The 16504-nt window shown below is 64.2% G+C and carries 10 protein-coding genes; 6 read left to right on the top strand and 4 right to left on the bottom strand.

Translation table 11 applies throughout. The annotated features are described in order from the left end of the window. Positions 1–152: 152 nt before the first annotated feature. The 3 genes from B5527_RS02030 to B5527_RS02020 form a co-directional block, all read right to left on the bottom strand. The gene (locus tag B5527_RS02030) at positions 153–2369 is read right to left on the bottom strand and encodes a 3-hydroxyacyl-CoA dehydrogenase NAD-binding domain-containing protein (protein WP_079599816.1); all 2217 of its coding nucleotides are present in this window, start codon (positions 2367–2369) and stop codon (positions 153–155) included. A 147-nt stretch (positions 2370–2516) separates the two neighbouring features. Next, the gene (locus B5527_RS02025; protein WP_079599815.1) at positions 2517–3725 is read right to left on the bottom strand and encodes an acetyl-CoA C-acetyltransferase; all 1209 of its coding nucleotides are present in this window, start codon (positions 3723–3725) and stop codon (positions 2517–2519) included. Positions 3726–3812: 87 nt separating this feature from the next. Further along, the gene (locus B5527_RS02020) at positions 3813–5603 is read right to left on the bottom strand and encodes an acyl-CoA dehydrogenase C-terminal domain-containing protein (RefSeq protein WP_079599814.1); all 1791 of its coding nucleotides are present in this window, start codon (positions 5601–5603) and stop codon (positions 3813–3815) included. 363 nt (positions 5604–5966) lie between these two features. On the opposite strand from B5527_RS02020, the gene B5527_RS02015 reads away from it, so the two are divergent. From B5527_RS02015 to B5527_RS02000, 4 genes are all read left to right on the top strand, one after another. After that, on the top strand, positions 5967–9269 hold the full coding sequence (locus B5527_RS02015; protein ID WP_079599813.1) for a tetratricopeptide repeat protein: 3303 nt from the start codon (positions 5967–5969) through the stop codon (positions 9267–9269). Between the two features lie 277 nt (positions 9270–9546). Beyond that, positions 9547–10215, top strand: coding sequence for a hypothetical protein (locus tag B5527_RS02010; RefSeq protein WP_154071944.1), 669 nt, complete (start codon positions 9547–9549; stop codon positions 10213–10215). 231 nt (positions 10216–10446) lie between these two features. After that, complete coding sequence (locus B5527_RS02005; protein WP_079599812.1) at positions 10447–11373, top strand: sulfite exporter TauE/SafE family protein; 927 nt, start codon at positions 10447–10449, stop codon at positions 11371–11373. Continuing rightward, positions 11370–12161 (top strand): TIGR02186 family protein, encoded by a 792-nt coding sequence (locus B5527_RS02000; protein ID WP_079599811.1) that lies wholly within the window; start codon positions 11370–11372, stop codon positions 12159–12161. The genes B5527_RS02005 and B5527_RS02000 overlap by 4 nt, the downstream gene beginning before the upstream one ends. A 10-nt stretch (positions 12162–12171) precedes the next feature. Here B5527_RS02000 and B5527_RS01995 read toward each other — a convergent pair whose 3' ends face one another. Next, the gene (locus B5527_RS01995) at positions 12172–13086 is read right to left on the bottom strand and encodes a DMT family transporter (RefSeq protein WP_079599810.1); all 915 of its coding nucleotides are present in this window, start codon (positions 13084–13086) and stop codon (positions 12172–12174) included. A gap of 100 nt (positions 13087–13186) precedes the next feature. Here B5527_RS01995 and B5527_RS01990 point away from each other — a divergent pair, with 100 nt between their 5' ends. Both B5527_RS01990 and B5527_RS01980 read left to right on the top strand, forming a co-directional pair. Beyond that, positions 13187–14050, top strand: a complete 864-nt coding sequence (locus tag B5527_RS01990; protein WP_079599809.1) for a LysR substrate-binding domain-containing protein — start codon at positions 13187–13189, stop codon at positions 14048–14050. A gap of 1511 nt (positions 14051–15561) precedes the next feature. Beyond that, positions 15562–16335 (top strand): alpha/beta fold hydrolase, encoded by a 774-nt coding sequence (locus B5527_RS01980; RefSeq protein ID WP_079599807.1) that lies wholly within the window; start codon positions 15562–15564, stop codon positions 16333–16335. Positions 16336–16504 lie beyond the last annotated feature (169 nt).

Here is a 16504-nt window from a genome sequence, read left to right as displayed (position 1 = left end):
GCGTCGTCCCGGCGAAACTCTCTCAACGTCGTCCCGGCCTCCGAGCCGGGACCCGACCACAGGTGTACGTGGTGCGAGAAGGCGTCAGCCACAGCGTTCTATCGTGAAATCACGCGGTATGGGTCCCGGCTCGGAGGCCGGGACGACGGGATTTACGCCGCCGCCAGTTTCTTCGGCGGAAAGCGGCCGTAGAAGGTCTCGCCTTTTTCCGCCATCTCGATCAGGAGTTTCGGCGGCGTGAAGCGCGAGCCGTATTTGGCCTCGAGCTTGTGGCAAAGTGCTACGAAGTTTTTGGTGCCCATGAAGTCGATATAGGACAGCGTGCCGCCGGTGAACGGCGCAAAGCCGAAGCCTAGAATCGAGCCGACGTCGGCCTCGCGCATATCGGTGATGACGTGATCCTCCACGGTGCGCGCGGCTTCCACCGCCTGCACCACCAGAAAACGCTGCTTCAATTCCTCGACATCGAGGCTGTCGGGGTCGAGGTGCTTCGGCTGCAAGCCGCTCAATTCCGACCACAGGCTCTTCTGGCCCTTGCCCTTTTCCGGATAATCGTAGAATCCCTTGCCGTTCTTGCGGCCGAAGCGGCCCTGCTTCTCGACCATCTCGACCAGGAGCTTCTTCTGGGTCTGGTCGATCGCATTGGCGCCGAGATCGGCTTCGGTCGCCTTCATGATCTTGAGCACCAGATCGAGCGCCACCTCGTCGGACAGCGACAGCGGTCCGACCGGCATGCCCGCCATCTTCGCGGTGTTCTCGATCATCGCCGGCGGCACGCCTTCCATCAGCATTTCCAGGCCTTCGGCGGTGAAGCGCAGCACGCAGCGGTTGGCGAAGAAGCCTCTGCTGTCATTGACCACGATCGGCGTCTTGCCGATGGTGCGCACGTAATCCAGCGCGGTGGCGAGCGCGACGTCGCCGGTGTTCTTGCCGACGATGATCTCCACCAGCATCATCTTCTCGACCGGCGAGAAGAAATGAATGCCGATGAATTTGCTCTGGTCCTTGAATTCCTCCGCCAACGAATTGATCGGCAGCGTCGAGGTGTTGGAGGCGAAGATCGCATCGGGTTTCAAAAGCGGCTGCGCCTTCGCATAGGTTTCCGCCTTGACCTTGCGGTCCTCGAAAACAGCCTCGATGACGAGGTCGCAATCCTTCAGCACACTATAATCCGCGGTGGCGCTGATGCGCGACATGATCGCCTCGCGATCGCTTTCCTTGGCGCGGCCCTTCTTGATCAAATCGTCGATGACGGATTTCGCATGGCCCTTGCCCTTGTCGGCGCTCTCCTGGTCGCGGTCGATCAAAATCACGTCGATGCCGGCGCGCGCCGAGACGTAGCCGACGCTGGCGCCCATGAAGCCGGCGCCGATGACGGCGAGTTTTTTCACTTTGGTCGGCGGCACGTTCTGCGGCCGGCGTGCGCCCTTGTTCAATTCCTGCATCGACAGGAACAGGCTGCGGATCATCGCCGCGGCCTCCTTGCTGCGCAGGATCTGCGCGAAGTAGCGCGATTCGACCCGCAACGCCGCGTCGATCGGCAGCTGCAATCCCTCGTAGACGCACTGCATGATCGCGCGCGCCGCCGGATAATTATCGTAGGTCTCGCGGCGGAAGATCGCGTTACCCGCCGGGAACATCATCATGCCGGCCTTGGAATAGACCAGGCCGCCGGGCAGCTTGAAACCCTTCTCATCCCAGGGCGCGACCGCCTTGCCGCCGCCCTTGATCCAGTCCTTCGCAGATTTGATCAGATCGCCGGCGGGAACAACAGCGTCGATCAGCTTCAGCGCCTTTGCCTTGTCGAGATTGATCGCCTCGCCCTTCAGCAGCAACTGCATGGCGTCCTGCGGCGGCACGATCCGCGGCACCCGCTGGGTGCCGCCGGCGCCTGGAAACAAGCCGACCTTGACTTCCGGCAGACCGAGGCGGGTTTTCGGATTTTCCGCGGCGACGCGGTAGTGGCACGACAGCGTCAGTTCGAACGCACCGCCGAGCGCCAGCCCATTGATCGCGGCCGCCCACGGCTTGCCTGAGGTTTCGATGGCCCGAAACACCAGCGAGGATTTGCGGCTCTCGTCGAACAGCATCTGGTTGGCGGCGACCTCGCCCTTTTCCTTGAGGAGGTCGGTATAGCGGCGGTTCATGCCTTCAAGCATCGACAGGTCGGCGCCGCCGGAGAACGCCTCCTTGCCCGAGGTGACGACGACGCCCTTGATCGCAGCGTCGGCGGAAGTCTGCTTCACGATCGCTTCGAGTTCGGTGATCGTGGTCTCGTCCAGCACGTTCATCGAACGGCCCGGAATGTCCCATGTGACGAGCGCGATGCCGTCGGCGTCGGTTTCTACCTTGAAATTCTTGAAGGCCATGTTTGTCGCTCCCTCGATGCCGACAGCCAGGAGGCGCGGCGGTTGTCTCTGATCGTAGGGTGGGTCAGCGAAGCGTAACCCACCATTCCCAACGCCGCGATATCGGTGGGTTACGCCTTCGGCTAACCCACCCCACGGCTATACGCCTTAAACCCGCTCGATGATGGTCGCGGTGCCCATGCCGCCGCCGATGCACAGCGTCACCAGCGCGGTCGACTTGTTGGTGCGCTCGAGTTCGTCGAGCACGGTGCCCAGGATCATCGCGCCGGTGGCGCCGAGCGGGTGGCCGAGCGCGATCGCGCCGCCGTTGACGTTGATCTTGGCATTGTCGATGTCGAAGGCCTGGATGTAGCGCAGCACCACCGAGGCGAACGCCTCGTTCAATTCGAACAGGTCGATATCCGACTTCTTCATGCCGGAGCGTTCGAACAGCTTTTTGGTAACGTCGACCGGGCCGGTCAGCATCATCGCCGGTTCGGAGCCGATATTGGTGAAGGCCCGGATTTTCGCACGCGCCTTCAGGCCGTGTTTTGCGCCGGCCTCCTTGCTGCCGAGCAAAACCGCGCCGGCGCCGTCGACGATTCCCGACGAATTGCCGGCGTGATGCACGTAGTTGATGCGCTCGATTTCCGGATGCGACTGGATCGCCACCGCGTCGAAGCCGCCCATCTGTCCCATCGCCACGAACGACGGCTGCAGCTGGCCGAGCGACTGCATCGTCGTGGTCGGCCGCATATGCTCGTCCTTGGCGAGAAGGGTGAGGCCGTTGACGTCCTTCACCGGGACCACCGAGTTCTTGAAGCGGCCCTCGTCCCACGCTTTCGCCGCGCGCTGCTGGCTCTGCACCGCATAGGCATCGACGTCGTCGCGCGAAAACCCGTATTTGGTCGCGATCAGATCGGCCGACACGCCCTGCGGCATGAAATAGGCCGGCACCGCGATCGAGGGGTCCATCGGCCAGGCGCCGCCGGAGGCGCCGATGCCGACGCGGCTCATGGACTCGGCGCCGCCGCCGATGGTGAGTTCATGCTGGCCGCTCATGATCTGGGCGGCGGCGAAATTCACGGCGTCGAGGCCGGAGGCGCAGAAACGGCTGATCTGGACCCCGGGGACGGCTTCGCCGAGACCGGCCTTGAGCGCGGCGAACCGTGCGATGTCGGAGCCGGCTTCGCCGACCGGATCGACCACGCCGAGCACAACGTCGTCGACGACGTCTTCCCCGAGGTTGTTGCGCTCTTTCAGCGCTCTCAGCGGCGCCGTCGCCAGCGCCAGCGCGGTCACCTCGTGCAGCGCGCCATCAGCCTTGCCGCGGCCGCGCGGCGTGCGAACGTGATCGTAGATATATGCCTCAGGCATGACGCCCTCCTGGTATGAGGATCATAATATATAGGCGATTTGGAAGATGTCGCGGATCGAATCGCGGGGACCGCAAGATTTCTCCGATCAGAACGCTTCCGCCGCCAATTCCATGGTGGTCGCGCATCCGGTCTGGATCCGCGCAAGATGCAGCGATGTTTCCGGCAGCATCCGTTCCATGAAGAAGCGGCCGGTCACCAGCTTGGTGGTCAGATAAGGCGTCGCGCCGCCGCCCGCAATCTTGTCTTGTGCGACTTTCGCCATGCGCGCCCACATATAGGCGAAGGTGACGAGGCCGAACAGCTGCATGTAATCGGTGGCGGCGGCGCCGGCATTGTCGGGCTTCGCCATCGCGTTCTGCATCAGCCAGGTGGTGGCCTGCTGCAGATGGCCCAGCGCCGTGCTCAGCGGGGGAACATAGGGCTTCATGGCCTCGTCCGCGCCGTGGTCCTTGGCGAAAGTGGCCACCTCGTTGAAGAACGACATGACAGCGCGGCCGCCGTCGCGCGGCAATTTGCGCCCGACCAGATCGAGCGCCTGAATGCCGTTGGCGCCCTCATAGATCATGGCGATGCGCGCGTCGCGCACGAACTGCTCCATGCCGTTTTCGGCGATGTAGCCATGGCCGCCGTACATCTGCTGCGCCAGCACCGCATTGGAAAATCCGACATCGGTCAGGACGCCTTTCATGACCGGCGTCATCAGCCCCATGTGATCGTCCGCCTCCTGGCGGTCCTTGGGATCGCTGGAGCGGTGGGCGACATCGCTCTTCAGCGAGGTCCACACCACCATCGCGCGCGCCGCCTCGTTGAAGGCGCGAATGGTGAGCAGCGTGCGGCGCACGTCGGGATGCACGATGATCGGATCGGCCGGCTTGTCCGGCGCTTTCGGCCCCGACAGCGAGCGGCCCTGCAGGCGGTCCCGCGCATAGGCGACCGCGTTCTGATAGGCGACTTCGGACTGCGCCAGCCCCTGCACCGCGACGCCGAGCCGTGCCTCGTTCATCATCACGAACATGCCCTGCATGCCCCTGTTTTCCTCGCCGATCAGCCAGCCGGTGGCGCCGTCGTAGTTCATCACGCAGGTGGAATTGCCGTGAATCCCCATCTTGTGTTCGATCGAGCCGCAGCTGACGCCGTTGCGCGCCCCGAGCGACCCGTCGGCATTGACCAGGATCTTCGGCACCACGAACAGCGATACGCCCTTGATGCCGGCCGGCGCGCCCTCGATCCGGGCCAGCACCAGATGGATGATGTTTTCCGCCAGGTCGTGCTCGCCGGCGGAGATGAAAATCTTGGTCCCCGTGACTTTGTAGCTGCCGTCGGGCTGCTTGACGGCCTTGGTGCGCAGCAACCCGAGATCGGTGCCGCATTGCGGCTCGGTGAGGTTCATGGTGCCGGTCCATTGCCCCGCCACCATCTTCGGCACGAACATCGTCTTTTGTTCGGGCCTGCCATGCACCATCAGCGCCGCCGTCGCGCCCATGGTCAGGCCGCCATACATCGCGAACGCCATGTTCGCCGAACACTGGAATTCATTGACGGCCTGGGTCAGCGTGATCGGCAGCCCCTGCCCGCCATATTCCGCCGGCGCGGAGAGGCCGAACCAGCCGCCTTCGGTCACCTGCCTGTAGGCTTCCTTGAAGCCCTTGGGGGTCGTCACGCTGCCATCGTCATGGCGGGTACAGCCCTCGAGATCGCCGACGCGATTGAGCGGCTGCAGCACTTGTTCGCTGAGTTTGGCAGCCTCATTCAAAATCGCTTCCCGCACATCGGCCGACGCGTCGCTGAAGCCGGGGAGATTGTCGTAGCGGTCGATCTGGAAGACGTCGTTGAGCAGGAAATGGACGTCTTCAAGGGGGGCTTTGTAGATCGGCATGGGTGTCCTCTCGGCCTGCTGAGGGGCCTCGTTTAGGGCGGATTTTGCAGCGCAGCAATAATCCGGTTCGAAAAAGACGTTAGACGGTTCCGCTGACCCAAGGCAGCTGTCAAGCCGGTCGTTGCGACAACATGACCGGGCACAACTCCTGGCTGCCGCCCGGCCAAATCGGTTGAATTTCGCCCGGCAAGGCAACTTTCAGGGCCGATAGTCCGAATCCTTAACCGGTTATTTACCGTAACACGAAAAAGTCGATGCACGAGGCAGACGACCTGCGCGGAATTCGATTGTCTCTACCTTAAGGGGACGCGCGGGGAGGCTGAAGGCGCAGGTAGCGCGCCGGAGTCGGAACCGGACCAGAGCATGAATTCGCGCGTATCGTGGAGTGTTGAAGGCATCGATCCATCCGTGCGGGAGAGGGCCGAGGCCGCCGCGCGCCGTGCCGGCATGTCGCTGAGCGACTGGCTCAATTCCACCATCGGCGATTCCGCTCCTCCCAACTTTCGCGCCGCCCCCGATCAACGGCCAATACCGCCGAACCGGGAAACCCCTGATGTCGCCGACATCCACCAGCGGCTGGATTCGATCACCCGCCAGATCGAGCAGATCTCGCGCCCCGCGCCGCGCAACGACGCCCCCCGCCCCGAGGCCGCGCGCAGCGAACCGCAGGGCGTCGCCCGCCAGCTGAACGACGCCATCGCGCGCCTCGATGCGCGGTTGTCGCAGATCTCGAACCCGGCGCCGGCCAGACAAGCCCAGCTGCAGGACAAGCAGCGCCAGACCGACATGGTCGAGCGCGCGGCCGCCCAGGTCTATCGTCCCTCGCCGCCGGTCAGCCCGGCGTCGCTCGATTTTGCAATCGCAGAAATCGCTGCGCGCCAGAACGAACTCGACAGTGCCGCGCCACGGCCGATGCCGCCGCGCAGCGCGCCGCCGATCGCACCCGCAATGGCGCCGGCAACGCCGGCGGGCCCGGATTTTTCCTCGCTGGAGCGTCACCTCGTCAAGATCACCAGCCAGATCGAAGCGCTGCAGCGTCCCGACGGGATCGAGCAGTCGATCGCCGCGTTCCGCGGCGAACTGGCCGAAATTCGCCAGGCCATCACCGAGGCGATGCCGCGCCGGGCGATCGAATCGATCGAAAACGAAATCCGCTCGCTTTCCCGCCGCATCGACGAGACCCGCCAGAGCGGCACCGACGCCCAGGCGCTGGCCGGCATCGAACGCGCGTTGGCCGAAATCCGCGAAGTGTTGCGCTCGCTAACGCCAGCCGAACAACTGGCAGGCTATGACGAGGCGATCCGCAATCTCGGCGCCAAGCTCGACCTGATCCTGCGCGCCAGCGACGATCCCAAAACGGTCCAGCAACTCGAAGGCGCCATCGCCGCGCTTCGCGCCATCGTCTCCAATGTCGCCTCCAATGACGCCCTGGCGCGGCTTTCCGACGACGTGCACACGCTGTCGTCCAAGGTCGACCAGCTTGCCCGCTCCGAGGGCAACAGCGATTCGTTCGCGGTACTCGAACAGCGCATCGCCGCTTTGACCGCGACGCTGGAAAGCCGCGAGCGGCCGGCCGCAAGTGAAAACACCGAGCATCTCGAAAGCGCAGTGCGGGCATTGTCCGACCGTCTCGACCGCATGCCGGTCGGCAACGACAACGCGTCCGCATTCGCCCATCTCGAGCAGCGCGTATCCTATTTGCTCGAACGCCTGGAGGCCTCCAGCGATCACCGCGCCGGCCATCTCGGACGGGTCGAGGACGGGCTGCAGGACATTCTGCGCCATCTCGAAACCCAGCACGCGAGCTTTGCCGCGCTGGCCGAGAGCGGCCGGAGCGCCCCTCAACCGTCGGACAGCGGCCTGATCGACATCGTCAAGCGCGAATTGTCCGACATCCGCTTCAGCCAGACAGAAACCGACCGCCACACCCAGGATTCGCTCGAGGCTGTTCACAACACCCTCGGCCATGTGGTCGACCGGCTGGCGATGATCGAAGGCGATCTGCGCACGGTTCGGATCCAGCCGGCTGCCGCGCAGCCCGAAACGCCGCCGGCGCCTGAGCCAGTCGTCTCGCAGGCCATCGCGCCTCGCGGCGCGATGCCGCCACAGCCGAAGCCCGAATTGCCCAATCCCGCCGCGGCCGAGATGCATTTCGCCACTGCTCCGCGCGAATTCCAGGCGGTGCAAGCCCCCATGCCTGCGATCGCCGCGATAGCGCCGAAAGCCATCAGCGAGATTCTGGAGCCGCGTACAGCACCGCCGCGGGTCGCGATCGCGCCGGAGTTGCCGCCCGATCACCCGCTCGAACCGGGAACACGGCCGAGCGCGCGGCTGGCTTCGCCATCGGAACGCATCGCGGCTTCCGAAAGCGCGATCAGCGAAATTCCGGCGAGTGCACGTGAGCCGGCCAGCACATCGAGCTTCATTGCCGCCGCGCGCCGTGCCGCCCAGGCCGCCGCTGCCGCACCGCCCAACGACAAGGCCGGCCGCAAATCGCTCAAGGCCCCCGCAGGCGACAACGCCAAGGAGCCATCGACCATCACCTCCAAGATTCGGTCGCTGCTGGTCGGCGCGAGCGTGGTCGTGATCGTGCTCGGCTCCTTCAAGATGGCGATGACGCTGCTCGACATCGGCAGCGCGCCGCAACCGCCGGCGACGGCGAATTCGAGCGAGCCTCAACCTTCGGCGCAACCGCCCGCGAATGACGCCGCCAGGCCGGCGATGCCAGATCCGGCTGCGCCTTCGATGACCTCGCCGACCCCGATTGGCCGGCAATCGCTCAATACCCCCGCACTGAACGCCGCCGACAGCACCGCGTCGGTCGCGATTTCGCCACCCCAGGCCGTGCCGGCTGTCTCGCCGGTAGCCGGCGATGTCACCGGCGCGATTCCGACCCTGGCTACGGCGCCGGCCAATCGCAAACTCGCGATGGTCCAGGTCCCGCCGACCGAAAGACTGCCGGACGCGATCGGCGGACCGGTACTGCGCGCGGCCGCGCTGAGGGGCGATCCGACCGCGGCCTACGAGGTCGGCGTGCGCTTCGCCGAAGGCAAAGGCGTTACGGCGAATTATGACGAGGCCGCGAAATGGTATGACCGCGCGGCGCAGGCCGGCGTGATTCCGGCGGTGTTCCGGTTGGGGACCCTCTACGAAAAGGGTCTCAGCGTGAACAGGGACGTCGATATCGCGCGGCGCTATTACATGCAGGCCGCCGAGCGCGGCAACGCCAAGGCGATGCATAATCTGGCGGTGCTCGATGCCGACGGCGGCGGCAAGGGCGCCAACTACACGAGCGCGGCGCAATGGTTCCGCAAGGCGGCCGACCGCGGCGTCGCGGACAGCCAGTTCAACCTCGGCATCCTTTATGCCCGCGGCATCGGCGTCGAACAGAACCTCGCCGAATCCTTCAAGTGGTTCAGTCTGGCCGCGGCGCAGGGCGATGCGGATTCGGCGCGCAAGCGCGACGATATCGCCAAGCGGCTCGACGCCCAGTCGTTAGCTGCGGCAAAGCTCGCGATTCAGACCTTTACGCCGGAACCCCAGCCCGACGACGCCGTCAACGTCGCAAGCCCGGCCGGCGGATGGGATTCGGCACCGGCGCAGGCAACAAGCGCAAAGCCCACGGCAAAGCCGGTTTTGACCAAACGCGCCGCCGCGCGCGGATGAGATGATCGCCGGCATTGCCGGCATGTACCCTCATCGAGAAACCGTATAAATAAGCCTGCCAGGACAAGGCGTCGGAAGTACTGCCCACGGTTCGATGTGTCGGACGGGCGGGTTCCGCGAGGAGATCGGCGAGGAGATCAGATTGTCGCTTAGGGATCCTCCTGCCGAGCGGGCCGATTCACGACCGCAGGCTGGACCGTGGGGAGCGCCGGCGCCCGAGCCACCCGACCAGCCGCCGCCGCGAGCCGCTGATGTTTCCGGCCACAAATGGAGGCGATTGTCTTCGTCCGCCTTCTTTGTCCTGATCCTGCTCGTCGTCGGCGCCCGCGCCTACAAGGACCTTTCGCGACCGGAGGCCTGGGCCTACTGGAAGGATCTGTATTTTTCGCCCGGCATGACGTCGTCGCTGATCGCCGAGGCCGACCCCGATGGCTCAGGCCACACAAGGCCGGCATTGGCGATCAGAGGCGCGATAGGCGCCGCAACCGCGAGCTGGTTCCGCGACCGGCTCGGCGAAGCCCATCTCGTGGCCGGTGACGCCGTATTGCTTTCCTCCCCCGGCGGAGACCTGAATCAGGCCCTCATCATGGGCGAAATCATTCGATCGCGCGGGTTGGTGACGGCGGTCGGGGTCACCGACCCTTCGGGCCATATAAGGCCGTCTTATTGCGCCAGCGCCTGTGTGCTGGTCTATGCCGGCGGCAGGATTCGTATCGGGATCGGAGGATCGATGCTGGGTGTGCATCGGTTCGTGACCCTCGCGCCCGCGCAAGACCCCGTCGCCGAAACCCAGCGGACGGCGGGGATGGTCTTGAACTACATGACGAGGATGGGCGTATCCTCCTCCGTGGTGGAAGCAATGTCCGCGACCACCAATGTGCGCTGGCTCGGCGCCGGGGAAGCCGTCGCGATGAACCTCGTCACCGATCCCGTCGCGAGGCCTTGAGGCCGCCGGTTTCGACCAGATACGCCGGCCGTTAATCTGAATTATTCACCACGTCGGAGGTTGCGCGGCGGGCGGCGTCAGAAAAGCAGCCCGTGACGGGATTCTTTAGTCCCTCCGATCGGCGATTTCGGTTATGCAGGGTTGCGGCAGATGATCGACGCCGCGCATCGAGATACCGTGCCGTGAGCGGTTTCGGCTTGGCTCAGGGCCAACTCCCAAAAGGGAGCGCGCGTGCAGCTTTACCTTCCGATCGCCGACATCCCGGTCAATATTTTTCTCATCCTTGCGATGGGCGCGGCCGTTGGTTTCGTGTCCGGCATGTTCGGCATCGGCGGCGGATTCCTGATGACGCCGCTGTTGATCTTCATCGGCATCGCGCCCGCGGTCGCGGTCGCCTCGGTCGCCAGCCACATCGCGGCTTCGTCGTTTTCCGGCGCGATCTCATATTGGCGCCGCCGCGCCATCGATCCGGCGCTGGCGGCGGTTTTATTGAGCGGCGGCATCGTCGGTACCGCGCTCGGGGTCTGGACCTTCACGCTGCTGCGCTCGCTCGGCCAGCTCGACCTCATGATCGCGCTGTCCTACGTCGTGCTGCTGACCGCGGTCGGCGCAGCGATGTTCTGGGAGGGCTTGCGGGCGATCTGGCGCGCGCGCCACGGCAAGGCGGTGCCGATGCGCCGCTCCGGCAGCCATGGCTGGATTCACGGACTGCCGCTGAAGATGCGCTTCAAGCGTTCCAAGATCTATTTGTCGGTGATCCCGGTCGTCGTCGTCGGCGTGATCATCGGCTTCATCGGCGCTGTCATGGGCATCGGCGGCGGCTTCATCCTGATTCCGATCATGATCTATATCTTGCGGGTGCCGACCGCGACCGTGATCGGCACCTCGATGGTGCTGACGCTGGTCACCATGGTGTTCGCCACCATGCTGCATGCGGTCACCAACCATCTGGTCGATGCCGTGCTGGCGCTGATCCTGATGGTCGGCGGCGTCACCGGCGCGCAATTCGGCGCCCGCGCCGCCCAGAAGATTCGTGGCGAGCATCTGCGCCTTTTGCTTGGACTTCTGATTCTCGCGGTCGGAATCCGCTTCGCGATCGAACTCGTCATCCGCCCCGACGATCTCTTCACAATCCGGGAAAGCGGGGGAGCCGGATGACCACGTCGTACCCATACGCCGCGGTGGGCGTTGCGCTGGCGCTGGGCGTGGCCGTCGCGGCAGCGCCTGCCCGCGCGGAACGGCTGATCGTATCGGTCTCGAACCACCGGGTGACGGTGACGCCGAACTATTCCGGCGAAGAACTCGTGCTGTTCGGCTCGGTCGAAAAGGACGCGTCCACGCCGGCGACCCGCACCCGCTACGATCTCGTTGTCACCGTCAGCGGACCACGCGCGGACATGGTGACGCGACGCAAGGAACGCAAATTCGGTATCTGGATCAATACCGACTACCGGCAATTTCTGAACGTGCCGACCTATCTGGCGGTGTTTGCCAACCGGCCATTCGACGCCATCGCTTCGCCGGAAGTCCAGCGGCGCCAGCAACTCGGCCTCAACAATGTGCTGCTCACCCAGCGTGTCGGAACCGATTACGCCGACGTGGTGCCGAACGATGCGTTCCGCAGCGCCTTCGTGCGGCTGCGCTCCGAACACGGCCTGTATCGCGAGGATACTTCCGCGGTGACGTTTTTGACGCCGACGCTGTTTCGTACCGGCATTCCGCTGCCGGCCGAAGTGCCGATCGGAACCTACGACGTCGAGATCAGACTTTTTTCGGATGGCGCGCTGGTGACGCGGACCGAAACCGCGTTCGAAATCGTCAAGGTCGGCTTCGAGCAGTTCGTCGCCACCAGCGCCCGCCAGGACGGTTTCGTCTATGGGTTGGTCACCGCATTCATGGCGCTGATGACCGGCTGGATGGCATCGATCGTGTTCCGCAAGGAGTGACCTCGCTGCTTTACGGCCGCGCAGCCGCCGCCGGGCGCGTCACCAGATAAATGCCGAGCGCCACCGGAACGATCCCCATCAAATCCCTCGCCTCGACATGCTCGCCGAGCACGATCCAGGCAAACAGCATGCCGAGCGGCGGCATCAGGAAATGATAGGCGCTCGCCGCAGTCGCGCCGCACACCCGCAGCAGGTGAAACCACAGCCGATAGGCCAGGATCGACCCGCCCAGCACCAGGAACGCGAAGGCGCCCAGCAGACGTCCGCTCGGCACGATATCGCTGACGCTGGCAAAGCTGAACACGAACGGGAGCAGGACGATACCGGCCGCGAGATTCTGCACACCGTTGCCGATCCAGAGGCTGCCCTTCGGCGCCAGCAGCTTGAACAGGATCGTACCAAGCACGATCGAGGCCAGCGACGCCAGCGTGAACAGGATTCCGTGCAGGCTGTCGGTGCCGACCGACATCCGGTGCCAGACAATGAAGGCCACGCCGGCGATGCCGAGCAGCAGTCCCGTAGCCTTGCGCCAGGTCAGCTCCTCGCCGAGAAAGAGTGCTGCGAGCCCTGCGGTGAACACCGGATTGGCGCTGACGATCAGGCCGCCGAGGCCGGCGGACACCGTCTGCAGCCCGGTATAGCCGAGGCCGAGATAGAGCGCGTTGTTGGCGACGCCGATGGTGGCGAACACCGCGACGTCGCGCCATGACAGCGACCACTCGTCGCCGCGCACTGCGGTGATGCCGAGGATCAGAATTCCCGCCAGCGAAAACCGCGCGGTGAGCAGGATCAGCGGCGGGCAATCGGTCACCCCGATCTTTCCGGCGACGAAGGCAAAACTCCACAGCAGGCAGAACAGGCCGATATAGATCGGCAGCGGATTGAAGGTGTTCCGAGGAACCGTAACGGAAGGCGCGAGCGACATGGAAGGTCTCCTTATGCGGCCGATGTAGGCCCGCGCCTTGATATTCGGAAATTAAATGATAGACTGACGTGCAGTGAAAATATAAATGGGGGCTAATCCCATGCTCGATCTCGAACTGTTGCGCAGCTTCGTGTCGGTGGTCGATTGCGGCGGTTTTACGCGCGCCGGCGAGCGGGTCCACCGCACCCAGTCTACCGTCAGCCAGCAGATCAGGCGGCTTGAAGACGATGTCGGCCAGCCGCTGTTGAACCGCAACGGCAAGGAGGTGACGCCGACCGAGGCCGGCGAGCGGCTGTTGTCCTACGCGCGGCGGCTGTTGTCGCTGGCCGAAGAAGCCCGCGACGTGCTGGCGCGGCCGGCCAGTGAAGGCGCGGTGCGATTGGGCATCCCCGAGGATTTCGCCGCCTATCGCCTGACGAAGTTATTGGCGACATTTTCCCGCGCGCGCCCGAGCCTGCGGCTCGACGTGCGGGCCGATCAGAGCGCCTATCTGAGGCGCGATCTCGAACGCGGCGAACTCGATCTGGCGCTGCTCAAGCGCGGCGCCGGCGAAAAAGGCGGCATCGCGGTGTGGCCCGAGCGGGTGCACTGGGTCACCAGCAAGACCCACCCGATCGATTCAACGGTTGCTTCGGTGCCGCTGATCGGTTTTCCCGCCGGATGCCTCTATCGGGCGGGCGCGATCCATGCGTTGGAAAGCGCCGGACGCGCCTGGCACATGGCCTATACCAGTTCAAGCCTCGCCGGGATTCAGGCCGCGGTCGCCGCCGGCCTTGGCTTGAGCATTCTCTCCGAGATGGCGGTGCAGGCCGACCATCGCGTGCTGACGGCCAAAGACGGCTTCGCACCGATCGACAAGACAGAACTGGCACTCCTAGCGTCTCCCGACGCCAGTCCCGCGACATTGCGGCTGGCCGATCGCCTCGCGGAGTTTTGCGATACCGTGCAGGCGAAGGCGGCGTAGAGGTCGTCCAGATCACATGATTAGTTCGATGGCTCGGCAATGACGGTGAGCGCCCTCTCCCCCTGTGCGAGAGGGATGGGGTGATGGGTTCAGGTCTATCGATGGAGCGTAACCCCTGACCCCGATCGCATCTGTCGATGCGATCCGACCTCTCCCACAAGGGGAGAGGTGAAGAGTGCCCGCTGCTAGACTAGCAAGCAAAGCAGTCCCGCTCTTCGCACTGAACCACCGGATTCAAATTTCAAACAGCGCAAAAGCATGCGTTCGCGTTCTCGCGGCGCGATGCGTCCGAGGTTTGCATCAACTTCACCCTCGCTCGGAAGAGAGGGCGCAGGGAAAGCCGGGCGCCGATTGCACCCGCGGTCGTGCGCACAAAAAGCGCACGAGTGGACCACAGGTCAACCGGAGTACGCCGGCTTTCCCTGCGCGAATGGTTTACGGCTTACTTCGCGCTCTCCCCGGTGACCGGCTTGTTTGCCACCGTCGCCTTTCGGATTGACGATACATCCCGAACCCGGTTGGGCCAGATGCATCTCCGCCAGACTTGACGCCAGCATCGGGGCGCCAGGACCACACGACTTCGCCGTCCGCGCCCGTCCACGCCAAAGATCCTGCCGCGCCTCGTGCACGCGGCGAGTTCTGGCAAAGACGGTTGGCAGCGTCGTTCGTCCGCGCGCCGTCCGATCGCTCACGGGAAGACCCGCCCTGCGACCCCCTGCGCGCCCGACGCTGTCGCGTCCATCGCATCCCGCTCCAACGTCCGTGACGATCGCGAAACGCCCCTCTGTGTGGGACGGGATGGCGCCGGTTATAAAGGTGATTTGGGCCTTCGGAAAACCAGAATATTTTTGCGCGAGGGGCTGGACAACAAATGCACTGATTTGCCCGGCAGGCACTTTTCCGGGCAGTTTGCAAGGCACGGAAGCTGCTTTGCCGCTCAGCGACGTTGCGTTTGCGGTTCTCGCGATCTTTCGCTTCTTGCACCAACCGGACCAATCGCAACGTCTGATGATGTCCGTTGATGGGGGCAGACCGGAAGTGGCTGGCAGAGACTTAAACCGGCAGTTTTGACCCGTGGCCCCTCGAAAAATAATTTGCTCGTGCATTGGAACTGGCAAAGCTGAGACGCGTTTCGACCGCCCAACGGGCGTAAGCGCCCGGCACGAGCGGGACGGACGAGCCGTCGAGGTGGCTCGCGAGAGGCCGTGCTCGCAATTGCTGCGCACATTACAAGTCCGCTGAAATCGGCTCCGGTTATTTTCAGAAGACGCATCCGCAACCGCTCTTTCAGGAATCAGCCCTCATTGCCGTGGACCAGTCAGATGACCGAATCATCATCCACCGCGCATGGCCGAGCAGGCAGTCGTCGCGCTTACGGAGCGAAGGAGCGCCAGAAAGGCGGTGAATGATGACACGAGATCAAACATCCCGGCGTCCGGCACCATACCTCGGTGCCGGCGCCGTGTAACGAGAAACTCCCAACTCAACCCTTACGATGAAGGAGGAGAATCATGATGATGAACAGACGCACTTTTTCGACTGCTCTGCTTACCGGCGCAGCGTCCTCGCTGATCTCCACTCGCGGCATGGCCGCAAATGCAACGCCGAAAAAGGCGCGTAACGTCGTACTTGTACATGGGCTGTTCGCCGACGGTTCCTGCTGGTCCGAGGTGATCGCGCGATTGCAGACGGCGGGGTTCAATTGCACGTCCGTGCAAAACCCTCTGACGACTTTGCCTGAGGCGGTCGCCTCAGCGCAGCGGGTACTGGAACGGCAAGATGGTCCGACGGTTCTGGTTGGCCATTCCTTTTCCGGCATGATCGTCACCGAGGCTGGCGTGCACCCTAATGTCTCGGCGCTTGTCTATGTCGCAGCGCGGGCGCCCGATGCGGGCGAGGATTACACCGCCTTGGCCAAGACGTATCCGACGCCGCCGGCGACGGCCGGCATAGTTTTCGATGGCGATGAAGGACGTCTCAGCGAGGCTGCATTCCTGCGTGATTTCGCCGGCGATCTGCCAGAAGCAAAAGCGAAGGTGCTCTATGCCGTCCAGGAGCCGTTCCACAAGGCTCTGCTCACCGGCAAGACCACGCATGCGGCATGGCGATCGAAGCCCAGCTACTACGCCGTTTCCACGGAAGACCGCACCATCAATCCGGACCTCGAGCGCTTCATGGCCAAGCGGATGGGCGCCAAGACAATCGAGGTGAAGGCTAGCCATCTCTCGCTGATCTCGCAGCCGGAGGAAATCACGCGGTTGATCTTCGAAGCCGCCGGACAGTAAGCCTGACGCGCAAGGCTTAGGGTGTCAGGACCACACGACTTCGCCGTCCGCGCCCGTTCACGCCAAAGATCCTGCCGCGCCTCGTGCACGCGGCGAGTTCTGGCAAGACGGTTGGCAGCGTCGTTCGTCCGCGCGCCGTCCGACCGCTCACGGCAAGACCCGCCCTGCG

It is taken from the genome of Bradyrhizobium erythrophlei, assembly GCF_900129425.1.
Taxonomy (GTDB): domain Bacteria; phylum Pseudomonadota; class Alphaproteobacteria; order Rhizobiales; family Xanthobacteraceae; genus Bradyrhizobium; species Bradyrhizobium erythrophlei_C.
Note: the sequence above shows the minus strand (reverse complement) of the source record. Positions and strands in the feature narration are given on the sequence as shown.

Bases quoted from the DNA above. Each gene is read 5' to 3' on its own strand.
- B5527_RS02015 (WP_079599813.1), top strand. From the start codon at position 5,967: ATGAATTCGCGCGTATCGTGGAGTGTTGAAGGCATCGATCCATCCGTG.
- B5527_RS02000 (WP_079599811.1), top strand. From the start codon at position 11,370: ATGACCACGTCGTACCCATACGCCGCGGTGGGCGTTGCGCTGGCGCTG.
- B5527_RS02020 (WP_079599814.1), bottom strand. From the start codon at position 5,603: ATGCCGATCTACAAAGCCCCCCTTGAAGACGTCCATTTCCTGCTCAAC.
- B5527_RS01980 (WP_079599807.1), top strand. From the start codon at position 15,562: ATGATGATGAACAGACGCACTTTTTCGACTGCTCTGCTTACCGGCGCA.
- B5527_RS01995 (WP_079599810.1), bottom strand. From the start codon at position 13,086: ATGTCGCTCGCGCCTTCCGTTACGGTTCCTCGGAACACCTTCAATCCG.
- B5527_RS02025 (WP_079599815.1), bottom strand. From the start codon at position 3,725: ATGCCTGAGGCATATATCTACGATCACGTTCGCACGCCGCGCGGCCGC.
- B5527_RS02030 (WP_079599816.1), bottom strand. From the start codon at position 2,369: ATGGCCTTCAAGAATTTCAAGGTAGAAACCGACGCCGACGGCATCGCG.
- B5527_RS01990 (WP_079599809.1), top strand. From the start codon at position 13,187: ATGCTCGATCTCGAACTGTTGCGCAGCTTCGTGTCGGTGGTCGATTGC.